Genomic DNA, 19,950 nt, shown 5'->3' on the forward strand with positions numbered 1-19,950 from the left:
GCAACATTGAAAGGTAACCCCATGACTCAATACTCCGCAGGCGCCGCGTTCCGCAAAGCCGTCCAGGAAGAATCCCCGTTGCAGGTAGTCGGCGCGATCAACGCCAACCACGCCTTGCTGGCCAAGCGCGCCGGCTTCAAGGCGATCTACCTGTCGGGCGGCGGCGTGGCGGCGGGCTCGCTCGGCCTGCCGGACCTGGGCATTTCCAACCTGGACGACGTGCTGACCGACGTGCGCCGCATCACCGACGTGTGCGACCTGCCGCTGCTGGTCGATGTCGATACCGGCTTCGGCGCCTCCGCCTTCAACGTGGCGCGCACCGTCAAGTCCATGATTAAGTTCGGCGCCGCCGCCATGCACATCGAAGACCAGGTCGGCGCCAAGCGCTGCGGCCACCGCCCGGGCAAGGAGATCGTCACCAAGCAGGAGATGGTCGACCGCATCAGCGCCGCCGTCGATGCGCGCACCGATGAGAACTTCGTCATCATGGCCCGCACCGACGCGCTGGCCGTCGAAGGCCTGGACGCCGCCATCGAACGCGCCGTCGCTTGCGTGGAAGCGGGCGCCGACATGATCTTCCCGGAAGCGATGATCAGCCTCGATATGTATAAAAAATTCGCCGCCGCCGTCAAGGTGCCGGTACTGGCCAACATCACCGAATTCGGCTCAACGCCGCTGTTCACCGTGGATGAACTGCGCAGCGCCGATGTGGGCCTGGTGCTGTATCCGCTGTCGGCCTTCCGCGCCATGAACAAGGCTGCGGAAAACGTCTACGGCGCGATCCGCCGCGACGGCACGCAGCAGAATGTACTCGACACCATGCAGACCCGCGCCGAACTGTATGAACGCATCAACTACCACAGCTTCGAGCAGAAGCTGGACGCACTGTTCGCCGCACAGAAGAAATAATCAGGAGACCCATAAAATGACCGAAGCCACCTTCAAACCAAAAAAATCCGTCGCCCTGTCCGGCGTCACCGCCGGTAACACCGCACTGTGCTCCGTCGGCAAAACCGGCAACGACCTGCACTACCGTGGCTACGACATCCTCGATGTCGCCAACACCTGCGAGTTCGAAGAAATCGCCTACCTGCTGGTGCACGGCAAGCTGCCGAATGCCGCCGAGCTGAAAGGCTACAAAGCCAAACTGCGCTCGCTGCGCGGCCTACCGCAAGCGCTGAAGTCCGCGCTGGAAGCACTGCCCGCATCGGCACACCCGATGGACGTGATGCGCACCGGCGTCTCGGTCCTCGGCTGCACGCTGCCGGAAAAGGACGACCACAACGTACCGGGCGCGCGCGACATCGCCGACCGTCTGATGGCTTCCTTCGGCTCGATGCTGCTGTACTGGTACCACTTCAGCCATAACGGCAAACGCATCGACGTGGAAACCGACGACGACTCTATCGGCGGCCACTTCCTGCACCTGCTGCACGGCGAGAAGCCGTCCGAGAGCTGGGTGCAGGCGATGCACACCTCGCTGATCCTGTACGCGGAACACGAGTTCAACGCCTCCACCTTCACCAGCCGCGTCATCGCCGGCACGGGTTCGGACATCCACTCCGCCATCACCGGCGCGATCGGCGCGCTGCGCGGCCCTAAACACGGCGGCGCCAATGAATTCGCCTTCGAGATCCAGAAGCGCTACGAAAACGCCGACGAAGCCGAAGCGGACATCCGCAACCGCGTCGCCAACAAGGAAGTCGTGATCGGCTTCGGCCATCCGGTGTACACCATCTCCGATCCGCGCAACGTCGTCATCAAGGAAGTGGCGCGCAAGCTGTCGCAGGAAGCCGGCTCGATGAAGATGTTCGACATCGCCGAACGCCTGGAAACCGTCATGTGGGACATCAAGAAGATGTTCCCGAACCTGGACTGGTTCTCGGCCGTCTCGTACCACATGATGGGTGTGCCGACCGCGATGTTCACGCCGCTGTTCGTCATCTCGCGCACCTCCGGCTGGGCCGCGCACATCATCGAACAGCGCATCGACAACAAGATCATTCGTCCAAGCGCGAACTACGTCGGACCTGAAGACCTGAAGTTCGTCCCGATCAAGGACCGCAAATAATGAACACCCAATTCCGTAAATCCCTGCCGGGCACCAAGCTCGATTACTTCGACGCGCGCGCCGCTGTCGACGCGATCCAGCCAGGCGCCTGGGCCAAACTGCCGTACACCTCGCGCGTACTGGCTGAGAATCTGGTGCGCCGCTGCGATCCTGCGACGCTGAATGCTTCGCTGTCGCAGCTGATCGAGCGCAAGCGCGACCTGGACTTCCCATGGTTCCCGGCCCGCGTGGTCTGCCACGACATCCTGGGCCAGACCGCGCTGGTCGACCTGGCCGGCCTGCGCGACGCCATCGCGCTGCAAGGCGGCGATCCTGCGCTGGTCAACCCGGTAGTGCCTACCCAGCTGGTGGTCGACCACTCGCTGGCCGTGGAATGCGGCGGCTTCGATCCGGATGCCTTCGACAAGAACCGCGCCATCGAAGACCGCCGCAACGAAGACCGCTTCGATTTCATCAACTGGACCAAGAAGGCGTTCAAGAACGTCGACGTGATCCCGCCGGGTAACGGCATCCTGCACCAGATCAATCTGGAACGCATGTCGCCGGTGATTCAGGCTGTGGACGGCGTGGCCTTCCCGGATACGCTGGTCGGCACCGATTCGCACACGCCGATGGTCGATGCGCTGGGCGTGATCGCCATCGGCGTCGGCGGCCTGGAAGCGGAGAGCGTGATGCTGGGCCGCGCATCGTGGATGCGCCTGCCGGACATCATTGGCGTTGAACTGACGGGCAAGCCGCAAGCCGGCATCACCGCCACCGACACCGTGCTGGCGCTGACCGAATTCCTGCGCAAGCAGAAGGTTGTTTCGTCCTACCTGGAGTTCTTCGGCGAGGGCGCTTCGCACCTGACGCTGGGCGACCGCGCGACCATTTCCAACATGGCGCCGGAGTACGGCTCCACCGCCGCGATGTTCTACATCGACGAGCAAACCATCAAGTACCTGAAGCTGACCGGCCGCGATGATGAACTGGTCAAGCTGGTGGAGACCTACGCGAAAGAAACCGGCCTGTGGGGCGAAGCCCTGAAGACCGCCGAGTACGAGCGCGTGTTGAAGTTCGACCTGTCGTCGGTGGTCCGCACGATCGCCGGTCCGTCGAATCCGCACAACCGCGTACCGACTTCCGAGCTGGCCGCGCGCGGCATCAGCGGCGTGGTGGAAAACGAACCTGGCCTGATGCCTGACGGCGCCGTCATCATCGCCGCCATCACCAGCTGCACCAACACCAACAACCCGCGCAACATGGTCGCGGCAGGCCTGCTGGCGCGTAACGCCAACGCGCGCGGCCTGACCCGCAAGCCTTGGGTGAAAAGCTCGCTGGCGCCCGGCTCCAAGACCGTGACGCTGTATCTGGAAGAAGCGGGTCTGATGCCTGAGCTGGAGCAGCTGGGTTTTGGCGTGGTCGCTTACGCGTGCACCACCTGCAACGGCATGTCCGGCGCGCTCGATCCGGTGATCCAGAAAGAAGTGATCGACCGCGATCTGTACGCCACCGCTGTGTTGTCGGGTAACCGCAACTTCGACGGCCGTATCCACCCGTACGCCAAGCAGGCCTTCCTGGCTTCGCCACCGCTGGTGGTGGCCTACGCCATCGCCGGTACGATCCGCTTCGATATCGAGAAGGACGTGCTGGGCATCGACAGCAACGGCCAGCCGGTCACGCTGAAGGATATCTGGCCGACCGACGAAGAGATCGACGCGCTGGTCGCGTCCAGCGTCAAGCCGGCTCAGTACAACAAGGTCTACATCCCGATGTTCGCCAAGCAGGAAGACGACGGCGTCAAAGTGAAACCGCTGTACGACTGGCGTCCGCAGACCACCTACATCCGCCGTCCGCCGTACTGGGAAGGCGCGCTGGCTGGCGCTCGTCCGCTGAAAGGCATGCTGCCGCTGGCGGTCCTGGGCGATAACATCACCACCGACCACCTGTCGCCGTCCAACGCCATCATGTTGAACAGTGCTGCCGGCGAATACCTGGCGAAAATGGGCTTGCCGGAAGAGGACTTCAACTCCTACGCCACCCACCGCGGCGACCACCTGACCGCGCAACGCGCCACCTTCGCCAATCCGACGCTGAAGAACGAGATGGTGCGCGATGCGGACGGCAAGGTCAAAGCCGGTTCGCTGGCGCGCGTTGAGCCGGAAGGCAAAGTCACCCGCATGTGGGAAGCCATCGAGACCTACATGGAACGCAAACAGTCGCTGATCGTGATCGCCGGCGCCGACTACGGCCAGGGCTCGTCGCGTGACTGGGCGGCCAAGGGCGTGCGTCTGGCCGGTGTGGAGGCGATTGTGGCCGAGGGCTTCGAACGTATCCACCGCACCAATCTGGTCGGCATGGGCGTGCTGCCGCTGGAGTTCCAGCCGGGCGTGAACCGCTTGACGCTGGCGCTGGACGGCACCGAAAGCTATGACGTGATCGGCGAGCGCACGCCGCGTTCGACGCTGACGCTGGTAGTCAACCGCCGCAACGGCGAGCGCGTGGAAGTGCCGGTGATCTGTCGCCTGGATACGGCGGAAGAAGTATCGATCTATGAAGCGGGCGGCGTGTTGCAGCGCTTCGCGCAGGACTTCCTTGAATCCGCCAAAGCGGCTTAACCCATGTCATTCCCGCGCAGGCGGGAATCCATACTCAGCATGGACTCCCGCTTTCGCGGGAGTGACGGCAACGGATGAATGTCATGGTACATAAACCTCAAATCAAGATCCCCGCCACGTACATGCGTGGCGGCACCAGCAAGGGCGTGTTCTTCCGGTTGCAGGACTTGCCGGAAGCCGCACAACAGCCGGGCGCCGCGCGCGACGCCTTGCTGCTGCGCGTGATCGGCAGCCCCGACCCGTACGGCAAGCAGATCGACGGCATGGGTGGCGCAACCTCCAGCACCAGCAAGTCGGTCATCCTGGCCAAGAGCAGCAAGCCTGACCACGATGTCGACTATCTGTTCGGCCAGGTCTCCATCGACAAGGCCTTCGTCGACTGGAGCGGCAACTGCGGCAACCTGTCCGCCGCCGTCGGCGCGTTCGCCATCAGCGGTGGCCTGGTGGACCCGGCCCGTATCCCGCAAGACGGAGTGGCCGTGGTGCGCGTGTGGCAGGCCAATATCGGCAAGACCATCATCGCCCACGTACCGATGACCAACGGCGAAGTCCAGGAAACCGGCGACTTTGAACTCGACGGCGTCACCTTCCCGGCGGCCGAAGTGCAACTGGAGTTCATGGACCCGGCGGCGCAAGAGGAGGGCGCAGGCGGTTCGATGTTCCCGACCGGCCAACTGGTCGACGACCTCGAAGTGCCGGGCGTCGGCACGATGAAGGCGACCATGATAAACGCCGGTATTCCGACCATCTTCGTCAACGCCGAAGACATCGGCTACCTCGGCACCGAACTGCAGGACGCGATCAACAGCGATCCGAAAGCGCTGGCACGCTTCGAACTGATACGCGCACACGGCGCGCTGCGCATGGGCCTCATCAAGCATATCGACGATGCGGCCACGCGTCAGCATACGCCCAAGGTGGCCTTCGTCGCCAAGCCTGCACCATACGTCTCATCCAGCGGCAAGCAGGTCGCCGCTACCGATGTGGACCTGCTGGTGCGCGCCATGTCCATGGGTAAGCTGCACCACGCGATGATGGGGACTGCGGCCGTTGCCATCGGCACGGCGGCGGCGATACCTGGCACGCTGGTCAACCTGGCGGCCGGCGGTGGCGCCCGCGATGCGGTGCGCTTCGGCCATCCATCCGGCACGCTGCGGGTGGGCGCGGAGGCGACGCAGCAGAACGGCGAGTGGAGCGTAACAAAAGCGGTCATGAGCCGCAGCGCTCGCGTGCTGATGGAAGGTTGGGTACGGGTTCCCGGCGATACGTTCTAAGCTGCACACACCATAACGGAGGAGACATGAATTACGCTGATTTCTATCAGCGCTCTATCGTCACGCCTGAACAATTCTGGCAGGACGAGGCAGCGCTCATCGATTGGAACGCCCCATGTACGCAGGTGCTGGATTATTCCCATCCTCCGTTCGCCAAGTGGTTCGTCGGCGGACAGACGAACCTGTGCCACAACGCCGTGGACCGCTGGTGCGCCACGCAGGGCGATCAGCCCGCGCTGATCGCCATCTCCACCGAAACCAACACGGAGCGCAGCTACAGCTTCAACGAGCTCCAGGCCGAGGTGGAGCGCTGCGCCGCTGTGATGCTGGCGCTGGGCGTCGGCCGTGGCGACCGTGTGCTGATCTACATGCCGATGATCGCCGAGGCGGCGTTCGCGATGCTGGCCTGCGCCCGCATCGGCGCGGTGCACTCGGTGGTGTTCGGCGGCTTTGCCGCCAACAGCCTGGCCAGCCGTATCGACGACGCCAAGCCAGTGCTGGTCGTCTCCGCCGATGCTGGTTCGCGCAACGGCAAGGCCATCCCGTACAAGCACCTGCTGGACGAAGCGATCGAACTGTCCGTGGCCAAGCCGGCCAAGGTGCTGCTGGTGGATCGCGGCCTGGCGCCCATGAATCTGGTGGCCGGCCGTGACGAAGACTACGCCAGCCTGCGCGCCGCGCACATCGATGCGCGCGTGCCGGTAACTTGGATGGAATCGAACGAACCATCCTACATCCTGTACACCTCCGGCACCACCGGCAAACCGAAGGGCGTGCAGCGCGATGTCGGTGGTTATGCGGTGGCGCTGGCGTCGTCGATGAAGTACAACTTCTGCAGCAAGGCCGGAGAGACCTTCTTCGCCACGTCGGATATCGGCTGGGTGGTCGGCCATTCCTACATCGTCTACGGCCCGCTGATCGCGGGCATGGCGACCATCATGTACGAAGGCACGCCGATCTGCCCGGACCCGGGCATCTGGTGGAGCATCGTCGAGAAGTACAAGGTCACACGCATGTTCTCGGCGCCGACGGCGATCCGCGTGCTGCGCAAGCAGCCGCCTGAGTTCATGCGCAAGTACGATCTGTCGTCGCTGCGCGCGCTGTACCTGGCCGGCGAGCCGTTGGACGAAACCACGTCGCAATGGATCTCCGGCGAACTGGGCGTACCCATCATCGACAACTACTGGCAGACCGAAACCGGCTGGCCCATCCTCTCCATCGCCAAGGGCGTCGAAGACCTGCCGACGCGGCTGGGCAGTCCTGGCGTGGCGATGTACGGCTACAAGGTCAAGCTGGTCAACGAATCGACCGGCGAGGAATGCGGCGCCAACGAGAAGGGCGTGGTGATGATCGAAGGCCCGCTGCCGCCGGGCTGCATGCAGACCGTGTACGGCGATGACCAGCGCTTCGTCGATACCTACTGGACCGCCTGCGGCGAGCAGCAGCTGTATTCGACCTTCGACTGGGGCGTGCGCGACGCCGATGGCTACTACTTCATCCTTGGCCGCACCGACGACGTCATCAACGTCGCCGGCCATCGTCTTGGTACGCGTGAGATCGAGGAGTCCATCTCCAGCCACGCCAATGTTTCGGAGGTGGCGGTGGTGGGCGTGGAGGATAAGCTCAAAGGCCAGGTGGCGGTAGCCTTCGTCATCGTCAAGGATGCGTCGCGCATTGTCGGCGACGAGGCTTGCGCATTGCTGGAGCGCGAGATCCTGGGCGTTGTCGATCGCCAGCTGGGCGCGGTGGCGCGGCCATCGCGCGTGTACTTCGTGCCGCAACTTCCGAAGACGCGTTCGGGCAAGCTGCTGCGCCGTTCGATACAGGCGATCTGCGAGGGGCGCAATCCCGGCGACCTGACTTCCATCGAAGATCCAGCGTCGCTGCAGCAGATACAACGGGTGCTGCAGGAAGGTGTGGCGAAATAGTGTGCGCGTAAGGGGCCGGTAAGTCTCGCTGTTTATTGTTGTGACAAACAACAAAGGAGACACACCATGCATGACGATCTGGTTCAAAAAATAAAGCGCGACCCCGGCTATCACAGGCTGGTCAAGACGCGCTCCCGTTTCGGCTGGACGCTGACGGCGGTGATGATGCTGGTCTATTACGGCTACATCCTGCTGATCGCCTTCGACAAGGAACTGCTGGCGTCGAAGACTGGCGCCGGCGTGATGACCTGGGGGATGCCGCTTGGCCTGTTCGTGATCGTGTTCACGGTGCTGGTGACGGGCCTTTATGTACGCCGCGCCAACAAGCAGTTCGATGACCTGACCCAGGCCATCCACGACCGGGTGCAATCATGAACGCGGCCAAGCGCAGCCTGGGCTGGTTTGCGGCGCTGACCTTGCTGGGCGCCAGCGGCGCGGCCCTCGCGGCCGGCGCCGACCTGGGGCAGGCGACCAAGCAGCCCATCAACTGGACCGCGATCATCATGTTTGGCGCCTTCGTGGTGTTCACGCTGTTCGTCACCAAGTGGGCGGCGGCCAAGACCAAATCGGCGGCCGACTTCTACACCGCCGGCGGCGGCATCACCGGCTTCCAGAACGGCCTGGCCATCGCCGGCGACTACATGTCGGCGGCTTCCTTCCTCGGCATCTCCGCCGCCGTGTTCCTCAATGGTTACGATGGCCTGATCTACGCCATCGGCTTCCTGGTCGGCTGGCCGGTGATTACCTTCCTGATGGCGGAGCGCCTGCGCAACCTGGGCCGCTTCACCTTCGCCGACGTTGCGGCCTACCGCTTCAAGCAGGCGCCTATCCGCATCTTCTCCGCTTCCGGCACGCTGGTGGTGGTGGCCTTCTACCTGATCGCGCAGATGGTCGGCGCGGGGCAACTGATCAAGCTGCTGTTTGGCCTTGAGTACTGGATCGCGGTGGTGCTGGTCGGTTCGCTGATGATGATCTACGTGCTGTTCGGCGGCATGACGGCCACCACCTGGGTGCAGATCATCAAGGCCGTGATGCTGCTCGGCGGCGCCACCTTCATGGCGGTCGTGGTGCTGGCACAGTTCAATTTCAGCCCGGAGGCGCTGTTCGCCAAGTCGGTCGAAGTGCACGCCAAGAAGGACGCCATCATGGGCCCCGGCACCTTCATCAAAGACCCTGTGTCGGCGATCTCGTTCGGCATGGCGCTGATGTTCGGCACCGCCGGCCTGCCGCACATCCTGATGCGCTTCTTCACCGTGCCGAGCGCGAAGGAAGCGCGCAAGTCGGTGTTCTGGGCCACCAGCTGGATCGCCTACTTCTACGTGCTGACCTTCATCATCGGCTTCGGCGCCATCGTTTTGGTGAGCACCAATCCCGAGTTCAAGGACGCCGCCGGCAAACTGCTGGGCGGGAACAACATGGCGGCGATCCACCTGGCCAAGGCGGTGGGCGGCAATGTCTTCCTCGGCTTTATTTCGGCCGTGGCCTTCGCGACCATCCTGGCCGTGGTGGCCGGGCTGACGCTGTCCGGCGCTTCGGCCGTGTCGCACGACCTGTATGCCACCGTTATCAAGAGGGGCAAGGCCAGCAGCGCCAAGGAGCTGTACGTGTCGCGCCTGACCACCATCGCGCTGGGCATCGTCGCCGTGGTGCTGGGCATCGTGTTCGAGAAGCAGAACATCGCCTTCATGGTGTCGCTGGCCTTCGCCATCGCCGCCTCGGCCAACTTCCCGGTGCTGTTCATGTCCGTGCTGTGGAAGGATTGCACCACGCGTGGCGCCACCATTGGCGGCTTCGTCGGCCTGATCACGGCCGTGGTGCTGACCGTGGTGTCGAAATCGGTGTGGGTCGATGTGCTGGGCCATGCGGACGCGCTGTTCCCTTATGCGTCGCCGGCCATCTTCTCGATGCCGGCCGCTTTCGCCAGCATCTGGTTGTTCTCGATGCTGGACCGCAGCGCGCGGGCGCGCATCGACCGCGCCGGCTATGAGGCGCAGGAGATGCGTTCCGAGACCGGCATCGGCGCCGCCGGAGCCACCGCTCACTGATAGAATTGACAAGTGGTCCGATGACAGCAATGCCCGGTTCGCCGGGCATTGTCGTTTTTAGGGGTATCGCTCGGCGTGTGCGATGGCTAATGAGCCCAATGTGGTTTATGATCTGCCAACTATGCTGCCGTGAAGTAACGGGCGAGGTGGCATCTTTTTTCGGGTGCCTTTTGGTGTACATGAATCGAGCTTCGACTAATCCTGACTTTGTGGCGGACGCGCTGGCGCTGATCGGCGTCCCTGCGTGCGCCTACAGCGATGACGGCGTGGTGGTGGCCGCCAATTGGGAGTTGATCGATTTGCTGGGCGCCGATCCGTGCGGTCGTCCGGCGGCCGAGCTGTTTGCGCGCCACGTGCGCGCGGCCAGCGCCGAGCATCTCGACACGGCCATGCTGTCGGGGACTTTTGGCGTGCGCTGGGACAGCTGCCTGACCTGCGCCAACGGACAATACCTGTCGGTGCAGGCCAAGGCCAAGGCGCTGCCGGCCGGCGCATCGGGCGGCACCATCGTCTTCCACGACATCAGCGCGGTCGAGCGCGACCAGCGCTCGCTGCGCAAGACGCTGCTGGAGCAGCAGGCCATCCTGGAGAATGCCGCCGTCGGCATCCTGTTCAGCAAGGACGGCATCATCCAGGAGTGCAATATCCGCTGCGCCGAAATGCTGGGCTACAGCCGCCAGGAGCTGGAGGGCGTGGCTTCGGTGATCGTGTATCCGAGCGAAGCGGACTTCGTCGACATGGGCCGCAAGGCCGGGCCGCCGCTGTCGCAGGGCCTGTCCTTCATGCAGGAGGCGCAGCTGCGCCGCAAGGACGGCTCGCTGTTCTGGGCGCGCGTGTTCGGCCGCGCCATCGATCCGATCAACACCGCCGAAGGCACGGTGTGGATCATGGAAGACATCAACGAGCACCGCATCGACGAAGAGAAGCTGCGCCGCGCGCTGCTGGAGATGCAGGCCATCATGGACAGCGCGCCGCTGGCGATCGGCTTCCAGCGCGACAACCGCATCCTGCGCTACAACCACCGCTTCGCCGAGTTCTTCGGCTTCAGCGACGACGACGGCGTCGGCCAGCTGACATCGACGCTGTACCCGTCGCAGCAGGCGTTCGACGCGGTGGTGAAGAAAGCGCGGCCGCTGCTGGCGCGCGGCAAACCATACCAGGCCGAGATGGAAATGCGGCGCCAGGATGGTTCGACCTTCTGGGCCCACGCCTTCGGCTACGTGATCAATCCGGGCCGCACGCAGCAGGACACGATCTGGATCTTCGACGACCGCAGCGCGCAGAAGCAGCACGAGGAAGCGACCCGCCAGCTGCTGCTGGAGCAGAAGGCCATCCTGGACAACGCCTCGGTCGGCATCCTGTTCAGCAAGGCGCAGATCATGTTGAGCTGTAATCCGCGCATGGCGGAGATGTTCGGCTACAGCATCGACGAGATGATAGGCCATCCGTCGGCGATGGTGTTCCCGTCGCAGGCCCAGTACGAGGAATTCGGCCGCGAGGCCGCGCCGCTGCTGGGCACCGGCCAGCCGTTCGAGAAAAAAGAATACGAATTCAAGCGCCGCGACGGCAGCCTGTTCTGGTGCCGCGTGCGCGCCAATGCGGTCGACGATGCGCACAGCGAAGGCGGCACCATCTGGATCCTGGAAGACGTGACCGCCACGCGCCAGACGCAGATGGAAGTCGAAGCGATCATGACCAACGCTTCGATGAGCATCCTGTTCACCAAGAACCGCGTCATCACGCGCTACAACCGCGGCTTCGCCGAGATGTTCCGCTACGATGGCGATGCAGGCCTCGGTCTGCCCGGCCTGGCCTTGTATCCGTCGCAGGACGCCTACGACCGCCTGGGCGCGCAAGCCTATCCTTTCCTCTCGATCGGCAAGCCGTTCCAGACCGAGATCGAAATGCGCCGCGCCGACGACACGCTGATGTGGGCGCAGCTGATCGGCTACGTCGTCAATCCGGACGATCCGACCCAAGGCACGATCTGGGTGATCGAAGACCGCACCGAACAAAAACGCGCCGAGGAATCGCTGCGCAACGCGCTGCTGGAAAACCAGGCCATCCTGGACAGCGCGGTGCTGGGCATCTCGGTGGTTGAGCAGGGCCGCAACCTGCGCTGCAACACCAAGATGGAAGAGCTGTTCGGCTACGCGCCGGGCGAGATGAACCAGCTGAGCGTGCAGGCCTTCTACGCCGACAAGGATGCATGGGAAGCGGCGCGCGCCGCCACGGCCGAGGATTTCCACGCCGGCCGCGTGCACGCCTCCGAGTACCAGCTGGTGCGCAAGGATGGCAGCACGTTCTGGGGCCGCCTGTCGGGCCGGCCGTTTGACCTGGCCATGGCGACCGGCCGTTCGGTGTGGCTGGTGGACGACATCACGGAGCGGCGCGAGGCGGCGGAAGCGGTCAGCCGCGCGCGCGACGAGCTGGAAGTGCGGGTGCTGGAACGCACCGCCGAACTGGCCGGCGCCAATGCGCTGCTGCAGGGCGAGATCGTCGAGCGTCGCCAGGCCGAGGCGCGTGTGCATCACATGGCCTATCACGACAGCCTGACCGGCCTGCCGAATCGCGCGCTGCTGTCGGACCGGCTGGACCGCGCCATGCTGGCGGCCCAGCGTTCCGAGCGCCGCCTGGCGGTGATGTTCATCGACCTCGATCGCTTCAAGACCATCAACGATTCGCTGGGCCACATGACCGGCGACCAGCTGCTGAAGGAAGTGGCGGCGCGTCTGTGCCGCGCGGTGCGCGCCAGCGATACCGTGGCCCGCCTCGGCGGCGACGAGTTCGTGGTGCTGGTGCCGGGCATCCGCAGCGCCGATGAGGCCAGCCACGTGGCCGAGAAAATCATCGAGGCGCTGTCGGAGAGCTTCCCGCTGGAAGGGCGCAACCTGCACATCACGCCGTCGATCGGCATCTGCGTGTATCCGGACGATGGCGGCGATGTCGAAACGCTGATGCGCCACGCGGACGCCGCCATGTACCACGCCAAGGCCAGCGGCAGGAACAATTACCAGTACTTCAAAGAGGCGATGAACCAGACGGCGGCGCAGCACTTCGAACTGGAGTCCAGCCTGCGCAGCGCGCTGGTGCAGGACGAGTTCGAGCTGCACTTCCAGCCCATCATGGATATCGGCACGCGCCGCCTGCATACGATGGAAGTGCTGCTGCGCTGGCGGCGCGGCGGCACGCTGGTGCTGCCGGACCACTTCATCCCCATCATCGAAGAGAATGGCCTGATCGTGCCGGTCGGCGAGTGGGTGATACGCCAGGCCTGCCAGCAAAGCATGGCGTGGCAGCGCGCCGGCCTGGCGCCGGTGCCGCTGGCGGTCAACCTGTCGCCGCGCCAGTTCATGCACCGGGGACTGATCGCGTCGATCCGCGACATCCTCGACGAAACCGGCATCGATCCTTCGCTGATTGAATTCGAGATCACCGAGACGGCGCTGATGCAGCACGGCGAGCAGACGCTGGACATCCTGGGCCAGATCAACGCCATGGGCATCCGCCTGTCGATCGACGATTTCGGCACGGGCTATTCGAGCCTGGCCTACCTGAAGCGCTTCCCGGTCAAGAAGATCAAGATCGACCGCGCCTTCATCAAGGACCTGGAGGACAGCGCCGAGGACCGCGCGATCGTGGCGGCCATCATCGCGCTGTCGGACAGCCTGCAGCTGTCGGTGGTGGCGGAGGGCGTGGAGACGGAGGGGCAGTACGCGCTACTGCAGCGCAACGGCTGCCAGTATGCGCAGGGCTATCTGTTCTCGCAGCCGGTGCCGCACGCGACGGCCCAGCTGCTGCTGCCGCGACTCTAGTTAGTCGAGCGTGGCGATCACGGGAGCGTGGTCGGACGGCTGCTCCCATTTGCGCGGCGCGCGGTCGATCACGCAGGCGCTGCATCGGGCCACCAGCGCCTTCGACAGCAGAATGTGATCGATGCGCAGGCCTTTGTTGAGGCGGAAGCCCAGCGCGCGGTAGTCCCACCAGCTGAACGATTTTTCCGGCTGTTCGAACAGCCGGTAGGAATCGGTCAGGCCGATGTCGAGCAGGCGGGTGAGGGCGGCGCGCTCCTTGTCGGACACCAGCACCTGGCCTTCCCACGCGGCAGGATCGTGCACGTCGCGGTCTTCCGGCGCGATGTTGTAATCGCCCAGCACCGCCAGCTGCGGATGGACGGCGGCTTCTTCCTTGATCCAGTCGTGGAAGGCGGACAACCATCCCAGTTTGTACTCGTACTTGTCGGAGTCGACGCTCTGGCCGTTCGGCACATAGGCGCACACGATGCGCACGCCGTCGATGGTGGCGGCCAGGATGCGCTGCTGCGGATCTTCGTAGCGCGGATTGTTCTTGACCACGTCTGCCAGCGGCAGTTTGGACAGGATGGCGACGCCGTTGTACGTCTTCTGGCCGCTGAAGGCCACGTGGTAGCCAGCGGCCTCGATGGCGGCGACTGGAAACTTGTCGTCAGTTAATTTTGTTTCTTGAATACAGAGGACATCGATGGGATTCTCCTCTAGCCATTTCAAGACGTGCGTCAGGCGAACGTTGAGTGAGTTAACATTCCAAGTGGCTATTTTCATCTGAGTCTGTGTCCATGCGGGTTAGCGGGGGCGGTTAGCCTACAGGGATCAATCTTACAGCATCTTGATTTAACACATGAGATTGTTAATTTGACGATTTTTATAAAAAAACATGAAAAAGCCTTTCGTGCGCGCACTACGAGGCTCTAAAATGTTGCAAAATGTGTGAAATCAAAAAAAAATTGCTAGGAGTGTCTCGTTGTTGTCAAAATAGAACGGTAAATAAAGACAAAATAAGCAAAAGAGAAATATACTGGTACAAATTAAGTGGAAAACTTGTGTTTCCGTTGGGCAATCAAAAATAGCAGGGTACCGGGTACATTTTTATGTTGTGGCTTAACAATAAATGGTACTATACGGAAATTACTTGTGGTTTTAACAGTGAATTGCGCGTAGCGCATTTACAAAGGAATGAAAATGCGAGCTGCATTTGAGACGTGGGCGCAAAAAGACGGTCATATCGTCCGACGCCGGGAAGACAAGCCAGAAGAGTATCTGGTTTTTGAAACGCAACGCCGCTGGGTCATCTGGCAGGCAGCGTTAGAGCACGGCAAAACGCCGGGCGGCCGCAAGACCGCCGCGCAAAAGGAAGCCGCCGCGCTGGAAAAGGCCAAGGCTGCCGTTCAACGCCCGCCGGTCATCAACTCCGACGAGGCTGCCGTGCGCAACCAGGTGCTGAACGAAGTGCTGGATGCATTCTCCACCCTGGGTGGCGAACGCGGCATGGACGACATCCTGAAAGTGGTGCAGGGCTTGAAGAAGAAGCAGCAGGAGCAGGCGGAAGAGCGCGCTGTGGCTGCGGAACCGGTGCGGCATAACGCCTGATCCGGTATGCGCTTCAAGCACTACAAAGGGGGGCTCTACGAGCTGGTATGTGAGGCCACCCTGGAATCCGATCTCAGCACCATGATCGTTTATCGTGCCGCCAACGGGTCCATCTGGGCCCGGCCGAAAGACGTTTTTTTTGAAATTATCGAAGTCGATGGCGTAAAAGTGCAACGCTTTACGCCGCTTGATTGAGCATATGGAATAGCCCCCGGGCTGCTACACTGGTCTGACCCACTAACCCTGAGGCAGACCATGTATTTCCGCCCCATTGCAGCTGCGCTGAAAATCGCATTCGCTGCTGCGGCGTTGCCGGCATTGATAACCGGCTGCGCCTCCCTGACAGAATCCACCCAACAAAACGTGCTGGTGCAAACCGTGCTCGATCATCGCGAGATCGCGGGCGTCGGCTGTGTGCTGTACAACGATGTCGGCAAATGGTTCGTCACCACGCCGGAACGCGTCACGCTGCGCAAGAGCGCGGGCCCGCTGCGCATCGACTGCCGCAAGGACGGCGCTGGCTGGGCCTATGAGAAGGTCGACTCCAAGGCGGATGGCAATCTGTGGGGGAATCTGGCGCTGACGGCCGGTGTCGGCTATTTCATCGACAAGAATACGGGCGCGGGCTATGACTATCCAGCCACGCTGACGGTGGTGATGCACCCGGCGGTGGAGCGCGATGCGCTGCCGCCGCCGGCTGCGGGTGTTACCTTGTACTGATTAAGCGCGCGCTTATGCCCGATTAATCAGGAAGTTCGACAGCAGCGGTACCGGACGGCCGGTAGCGCCTTTCGCGCCGCCCGATTTCCATGCGGTGCCGGCAATGTCCAGGTGGGCCCAGGTGTACTTGCGGGTGAAGTTCTCCAGGAACGCCGCCGCCGTGCACGACGCGCCGCCAGGGGTGCCGATGTTGGCCAGGTCGGCGAAGTTGGACTTCAGCTGCTCGTTGTATTCCTCGCCGATCGGCAGGCGCCATGCGGTGTCGCCGGCGGCTTTACCCGCTGCCATGATCTCGTCGGCCAGCTTGTTGTGCACTTCGTCGTCGCGCGTGAACAGGCCGCTCTTGTGGTGGCCCAGGGCGACGATGCAGGCGCCGGTCAGCGTGGCGATGTCGATCACGGCGGCCGGGTTGAAGCGCTCGGCGTAGGCCAGCGCGTCGCACAGCACCAGACGGCCTTCGGCGTCGGTGTTCAGGATCTCGATGGTCAGGCCGTTCATCGAGGTGACGATGTCGCCCGGCTTGGTGGCGCGGCCGGAAGGCATGTTCTCGCAGGCGGCGATCACGCCGATCACGTTCAGCTTCAGGTTCATCTCGCCGATGGCGCGGAAGGTGCCCAGTACCGAAGCGGCGCCGCCCATGTCGTACTTCATCTCGTCCATGCCAGGACCGGCTTTCAGCGAAATGCCGCCGGTGTCGAAGGTGATGCCTTTACCGACCAGCACCACCGGCGCATCCTTAGGCTTGCCGCCCATGTGCTTGAGGATGATGAACTTCGGCGGCTGCTCGCTGCCGTTGGTCACGGACAGGAAGCTGTTCATCTTCAGCGCTTCCAGTTGTTTGCGGTCCAGTACTTCGATGTCGAACTTGTAGTCCTTGCCCAGCTTCTTGGCGGTGTTGGCCAGGTAGGTCGGGGTGCAGACGTTGGCCGACAGGTTGCCCAGTTCCTTGGTCAGGTCCATGCCGTTGGCGATCGCCTCGGCTTGGGCCAGCGCCAGCTTGGTGGCGGCGGTGTTAGGCACGGCCAGCGCGATTTTCTTCACGCCGGTCGGCGCCGGGTCCTTCTTGCTCTTCTGGCCGTCGGTGCGGAACACGCTTTCGTGCGCGCTTTGCACCACACAGCGGATCGCCCAATTGAGGTCGCGCTCTTTCACTTCAGCCATCGGCAGTGCGATAATAGCGTCGCTCGTACCCAGCGAGGAGAATGCCTTCAGCGCTGCGGACACGCCGCTGGCGAAGCTCTTCTCGCTGACGGCATCGTCGCTACCCAGGCCGACCAGCAGTACGCGTTCGGCGCTCGCGCCTTTCACGCCGCGCAGCAGCAGGGTGGTGCCGGCCTTGCCGGAGATGTCGCCGGACTTCAGCGCAGCCGTGATTTCACCGGAGCCGTCCAACGCCTTGGCGGCTTGCGACAGCTTCTTGTTCTCAAAGACCGCGACGGCGACAACGCCGGCCTTGGCCGATGCGATGGTGTTTTTTGTGTCGAATGCTTTTATGCTAAAGTCCATTTGATTCTCCGTGTCGTGTACGAATTGCCAGCCTGTTTATCAGGCTGTTATTTAAACTTGTGGCCCTGTGAGGCCCTTAACTACCGAATTATAACTTTCGAATGATCTTTCAACGCGCCCTACGACGTGAAATGGCAAGTACCGCCGGGGCCACCTTCACTGTGCTGTTCAGCATCTGCGTTACCTGGACCCTGATTACGGTTCTTGGCATGGCCGCCGGCGGCAAGGTCGCCTCCGGCGATGTCGTCGCGCTGATCGCCTTCGCAGCCTTGAATTATCTGCCAACTATTGTGATCCTCACCAGCTTTATTTCAGTGCTGATGGTCGTTACCCGCACCTATCGCGATTCCGAGATGGTGGTGTGGTTCGCTTCCGGCCTGAGTCTGACCCGCTGGATCGCGCCGGTGCTGGTGTTTGGCCTGCCGCTGATCCTGGTGACGGCGGGCCTGAGCTTCGTCGCCACGCCGTGGGCCAAGCTGAAAAGCCTGGAATACGTGGAGCGCTTCCAGAAGCGCGAGGATTTGCAGAAGGTGTCGCCGGGCCAGTTCAAGGAATCCACGTCGACCAACCGCATATTCTTCGTCGAGGGCGTGGAGGGCAAGACTTCGGTAGTGCAGAACGTGTTCGTCAACACGGTCGATGAACACGGCACCGCCGTCATCGTCGCGCGCGAAGGCGTGGTCAGTACCGGGCCCAAAGGCGAGCGCTATCTGGTGCTGAAGAACGGCCGCCGTTACCAGGGCATGCCGGGCCAGTCGGACTTCCAGACCATGGAGTTCGAAAGCTACAGCATGCGCGTGACCAACCACAATCAGGATCTGGAGACGGAGCGTAATATCGCCGCCGTGCCGATCATGGATCTGCTGTACGACACCACGCCGGTCGGCCGCGCGGAGCTGCTGTGGCGGATCTCGTCGCCCATCACCTGCCTGCTGCTGATATTGCTGGCGATTCCGCTGGGCTTCGTCAATCCGCGCGCCGGCAGCTCGGCCAACCTGATTATCTCGCTGCTGATCTTCTTCAGCTACAGCAATCTGGTCAAGCTGGTGGAGGCCAACGTCAAGCAGGGCAAGTCGATGTTCGCGCTGTCTTGGTGGCCGCTGCACCTGGCCGTGGCGCTGCTGGTGTTCGGGCTGTTCGCCTGGCGTTTGAACCTGAACCACCGTTACCATCCGCTGGCATTGCTGGCGGCGCTGAAGCGCTCGCGCGCCGCTGACAAGAAAGCCGTATCGCCATGAAGATCCTGCAACGCTATTTTGCCGTCACCATTTTGCAGGCGGTGGCATTCCTGCTGGTCGCCTTGCTGGCGCTGCAGGCCTTCATGGATTTGACGGGCGAGCTGCCGTCGGTCGGCCAGAACGGCTACACCATCCAGTATGCCTTCCTGTATGTGCTGGTGCGGCTGCCGGCCCACGTGTATGAAGTGATGCCGCTGGCGGCGCTGATCGGCACCATCTACACGATGGCGCAGTTCGCGGCCACCTCCGAGTTCACCATCATGCGCGCGGCCAGCATGTCGACCGGCATGGTGGCGGGGATGCTGGCCAAGGTCGGCCTGGTGCTGGTGGTGATCACCTTCATCTTCGGCGAACTGGTGGCGCCGCGCACCGCGCCGCTGGCCGAGAAGATCAAGCTGAGCGCCCGTGGCGCCGCGATCTCGTCGGAGTTCCGCTCCGGCCTGTGGACCAAGGATATCGTCAAGTCCGAAGGCATGCGCGGCATGGTCATCGGCACGCGCTTCTTCAATGCGCGCCAGGTCAGCCCGGACGGCACGCTGGTCGACGTCAAGCTGTATGAATTCGACACCAGCTTCCGTCTGCGTTCGATCACGCTGGCCAAGACCGGTACCTTCAAGGGCGACAACAACTGGCAGCTGTCGGATGTGACGGAAAATCTCTTCACCAATCCGGCGCTGCTGAAACCGGGCAGCCAGGCCAACCTGGCCAACAACTTCGCCCAGGACACGAGCCTGATCGAAACCCGACACAGCGTCACCAAGAATTTGCTGTCCGAGGTGACGCCTAAGATCCTGTCGGTGGCAGGTTCCGATCCCGAGCGCATGTCGGCCAACGAGCTGGCCGTCTACACCCGCCACCTGCAGGAGAACAAGCAGGAGACCGAGCGCTTCAAGATCGCGTTCTGGAAGAAGCTGTTCGACCCGCTGGCGATCTTCGTGCTGATGGCGCTGGCGCTGCCGTTCGGCTATCTGCACACCCGCAGCGGCGGCGTGAGTCTGAAGATCTTTGTTGGTATCATGATCGGTGTGAGCTTCCAGCTGGTGAACTCGCTGTTCTCGCATCTAGGCATGCTGAGCGCCTTCCCTGCGTTCGTCACGGCGCTCGCGCCCAGCATGCTGTTCCTGGCGCTGGCGTTGGGAGCCCTGTGGTGGGTGGAGAGGCATTAG

Annotated in this window: 15 protein-coding genes; 13 read left to right on the forward strand and 2 right to left on the reverse strand. The window is 62.9% G+C overall.

Annotation, left to right across the window (positions count from 1 at the left end):
* Window positions 1–21: 21 nt before the first annotated feature.
* The 8 genes from prpB to GEV02_RS07905 all read left to right on the forward strand — a co-directional run bounded on the left by prpB (window position 22) and on the right by GEV02_RS07905 (window position 13,730).
* Window positions 22–909, forward strand: a complete 888-nt coding sequence (prpB, locus tag GEV02_RS07870; protein ID WP_008446489.1) for a methylisocitrate lyase — start codon at window positions 22–24, stop codon at window positions 907–909.
* Between the two features lie 16 nt (window positions 910–925).
* Window positions 926–2,071, forward strand: a complete 1,146-nt coding sequence (gene prpC / locus GEV02_RS07875) for a bifunctional 2-methylcitrate synthase/citrate synthase (protein WP_152837482.1) — start codon at window positions 926–928, stop codon at window positions 2,069–2,071.
* Complete coding sequence (gene acnD / locus GEV02_RS07880) at window positions 2,071–4,668, forward strand: Fe/S-dependent 2-methylisocitrate dehydratase AcnD (RefSeq protein WP_152837483.1); 2,598 nt, start codon at window positions 2,071–2,073, stop codon at window positions 4,666–4,668. Before prpC ends, acnD begins: the two co-directional genes overlap by 1 nt.
* Window positions 4,669–4,751: 83 nt before the next feature.
* Window positions 4,752–5,942: a 2-methylaconitate cis-trans isomerase PrpF gene (gene prpF / locus GEV02_RS07885; RefSeq protein WP_152837484.1), complete on the forward strand. Its 1,191-nt coding sequence runs from the start codon at window positions 4,752–4,754 to the stop codon at window positions 5,940–5,942.
* Between the two features lie 26 nt (window positions 5,943–5,968).
* Complete coding sequence (locus tag GEV02_RS07890; protein WP_152837485.1) at window positions 5,969–7,870, forward strand: propionate--CoA ligase; 1,902 nt, start codon at window positions 5,969–5,971, stop codon at window positions 7,868–7,870.
* 66 nt (window positions 7,871–7,936) lie between these two features.
* Window positions 7,937–8,245 carry a DUF485 domain-containing protein gene (locus tag GEV02_RS07895; protein ID WP_152837486.1) on the forward strand — a complete coding sequence of 103 codons (309 nt, stop codon included), beginning with the start codon at window positions 7,937–7,939 and terminating at the stop codon, window positions 8,243–8,245.
* Complete coding sequence (locus GEV02_RS07900; RefSeq protein WP_152837487.1) at window positions 8,242–9,915, forward strand: cation acetate symporter; 1,674 nt, start codon at window positions 8,242–8,244, stop codon at window positions 9,913–9,915. Before GEV02_RS07895 ends, GEV02_RS07900 begins: the two co-directional genes overlap by 4 nt.
* 179 nt (window positions 9,916–10,094) lie before the next feature.
* Complete coding sequence (locus GEV02_RS07905; protein WP_152837488.1) at window positions 10,095–13,730, forward strand: bifunctional diguanylate cyclase/phosphodiesterase; 3,636 nt, start codon at window positions 10,095–10,097, stop codon at window positions 13,728–13,730.
* Here GEV02_RS07905 and xth read toward each other — a convergent pair whose 3' ends face one another.
* On the reverse strand, window positions 13,731–14,495 hold the full coding sequence (gene xth, locus GEV02_RS07910; protein WP_152837489.1) for an exodeoxyribonuclease III: 765 nt from the start codon (window positions 14,493–14,495) through the stop codon (window positions 13,731–13,733).
* 417 nt (window positions 14,496–14,912) lie between these two features.
* On the opposite strand from xth, the gene GEV02_RS07915 reads away from it, so the two are divergent.
* The 3 genes from GEV02_RS07915 to GEV02_RS07925 are packed head-to-tail and all read left to right on the forward strand — an operon-like array spanning window position 14,913 to window position 16,040.
* Complete coding sequence (locus GEV02_RS07915; protein ID WP_008446505.1) at window positions 14,913–15,320, forward strand: hypothetical protein; 408 nt, start codon at window positions 14,913–14,915, stop codon at window positions 15,318–15,320.
* A 6-nt stretch (window positions 15,321–15,326) separates the two neighbouring features.
* A complete protein-coding gene (locus GEV02_RS07920) occupies window positions 15,327–15,515 on the forward strand; it encodes a DUF1653 domain-containing protein (protein WP_152804112.1) in 189 nt (62 codons plus the stop codon).
* 60 nt (window positions 15,516–15,575) lie between these two features.
* On the forward strand, window positions 15,576–16,040 hold the full coding sequence (locus tag GEV02_RS07925) for a hypothetical protein (RefSeq protein WP_152837490.1): 465 nt from the start codon (window positions 15,576–15,578) through the stop codon (window positions 16,038–16,040).
* A 12-nt stretch (window positions 16,041–16,052) separates the two neighbouring features.
* On the opposite strand, the gene GEV02_RS07930 is transcribed toward GEV02_RS07925, so the two are convergent.
* Window positions 16,053–17,546, reverse strand: a complete 1,494-nt coding sequence (locus tag GEV02_RS07930; RefSeq protein ID WP_152837491.1) for a leucyl aminopeptidase — start codon at window positions 17,544–17,546, stop codon at window positions 16,053–16,055.
* 131 nt (window positions 17,547–17,677) lie between these two features.
* Between GEV02_RS07930 and lptF the strand changes: the two genes are divergently transcribed.
* The gene (gene lptF / locus GEV02_RS07935; RefSeq protein WP_235922693.1) at window positions 17,678–18,784 is read left to right on the forward strand and encodes an LPS export ABC transporter permease LptF; all 1,107 of its coding nucleotides are present in this window, start codon (window positions 17,678–17,680) and stop codon (window positions 18,782–18,784) included.
* Window positions 18,781–19,950 (forward strand): LPS export ABC transporter permease LptG, encoded by a 1,170-nt coding sequence (gene lptG / locus GEV02_RS07940; RefSeq protein ID WP_152837493.1) that lies wholly within the window; start codon window positions 18,781–18,783, stop codon window positions 19,948–19,950. The genes lptF and lptG overlap by 4 nt, the downstream gene beginning before the upstream one ends.

Source organism: Rugamonas aquatica, from assembly GCF_009380215.1.
GTDB lineage: Bacteria > Pseudomonadota > Gammaproteobacteria > Burkholderiales > Burkholderiaceae_D > Rugamonas > Rugamonas aquatica_B.

What these genes read in the sequence shown, in the direction of transcription:
- GEV02_RS07900 (WP_152837487.1), top strand. Translation starts at nt 8,242, where the DNA reads ATGAACGCGGCCAAGCGCAGCCTGGGCTGGTTTGCGGCGCTGACCTTG.
- lptF (WP_235922693.1), top strand. Translation starts at nt 17,678, where the DNA reads ATGGCAAGTACCGCCGGGGCCACCTTCACTGTGCTGTTCAGCATCTGC.
- GEV02_RS07895 (WP_152837486.1), top strand. Translation starts at nt 7,937, where the DNA reads ATGCATGACGATCTGGTTCAAAAAATAAAGCGCGACCCCGGCTATCAC.
- lptG (WP_152837493.1), top strand. Translation starts at nt 18,781, where the DNA reads ATGAAGATCCTGCAACGCTATTTTGCCGTCACCATTTTGCAGGCGGTG.
- xth (WP_152837489.1), bottom strand. Translation starts at nt 14,495, where the DNA reads ATGAAAATAGCCACTTGGAATGTTAACTCACTCAACGTTCGCCTGACG.
- GEV02_RS07890 (WP_152837485.1), top strand. Translation starts at nt 5,969, where the DNA reads ATGAATTACGCTGATTTCTATCAGCGCTCTATCGTCACGCCTGAACAA.
- GEV02_RS07920 (WP_152804112.1), top strand. Translation starts at nt 15,327, where the DNA reads ATGCGCTTCAAGCACTACAAAGGGGGGCTCTACGAGCTGGTATGTGAG.
- prpB (WP_008446489.1), top strand. Translation starts at nt 22, where the DNA reads ATGACTCAATACTCCGCAGGCGCCGCGTTCCGCAAAGCCGTCCAGGAA.
- GEV02_RS07925 (WP_152837490.1), top strand. Translation starts at nt 15,576, where the DNA reads ATGTATTTCCGCCCCATTGCAGCTGCGCTGAAAATCGCATTCGCTGCT.
- GEV02_RS07915 (WP_008446505.1), top strand. Translation starts at nt 14,913, where the DNA reads ATGCGAGCTGCATTTGAGACGTGGGCGCAAAAAGACGGTCATATCGTC.
- prpF (WP_152837484.1), top strand. Translation starts at nt 4,752, where the DNA reads ATGGTACATAAACCTCAAATCAAGATCCCCGCCACGTACATGCGTGGC.
- GEV02_RS07930 (WP_152837491.1), bottom strand. Translation starts at nt 17,546, where the DNA reads ATGGACTTTAGCATAAAAGCATTCGACACAAAAAACACCATCGCATCG.
- GEV02_RS07905 (WP_152837488.1), top strand. Translation starts at nt 10,095, where the DNA reads ATGAATCGAGCTTCGACTAATCCTGACTTTGTGGCGGACGCGCTGGCG.
- acnD (WP_152837483.1), top strand. Translation starts at nt 2,071, where the DNA reads ATGAACACCCAATTCCGTAAATCCCTGCCGGGCACCAAGCTCGATTAC.
- prpC (WP_152837482.1), top strand. Translation starts at nt 926, where the DNA reads ATGACCGAAGCCACCTTCAAACCAAAAAAATCCGTCGCCCTGTCCGGC.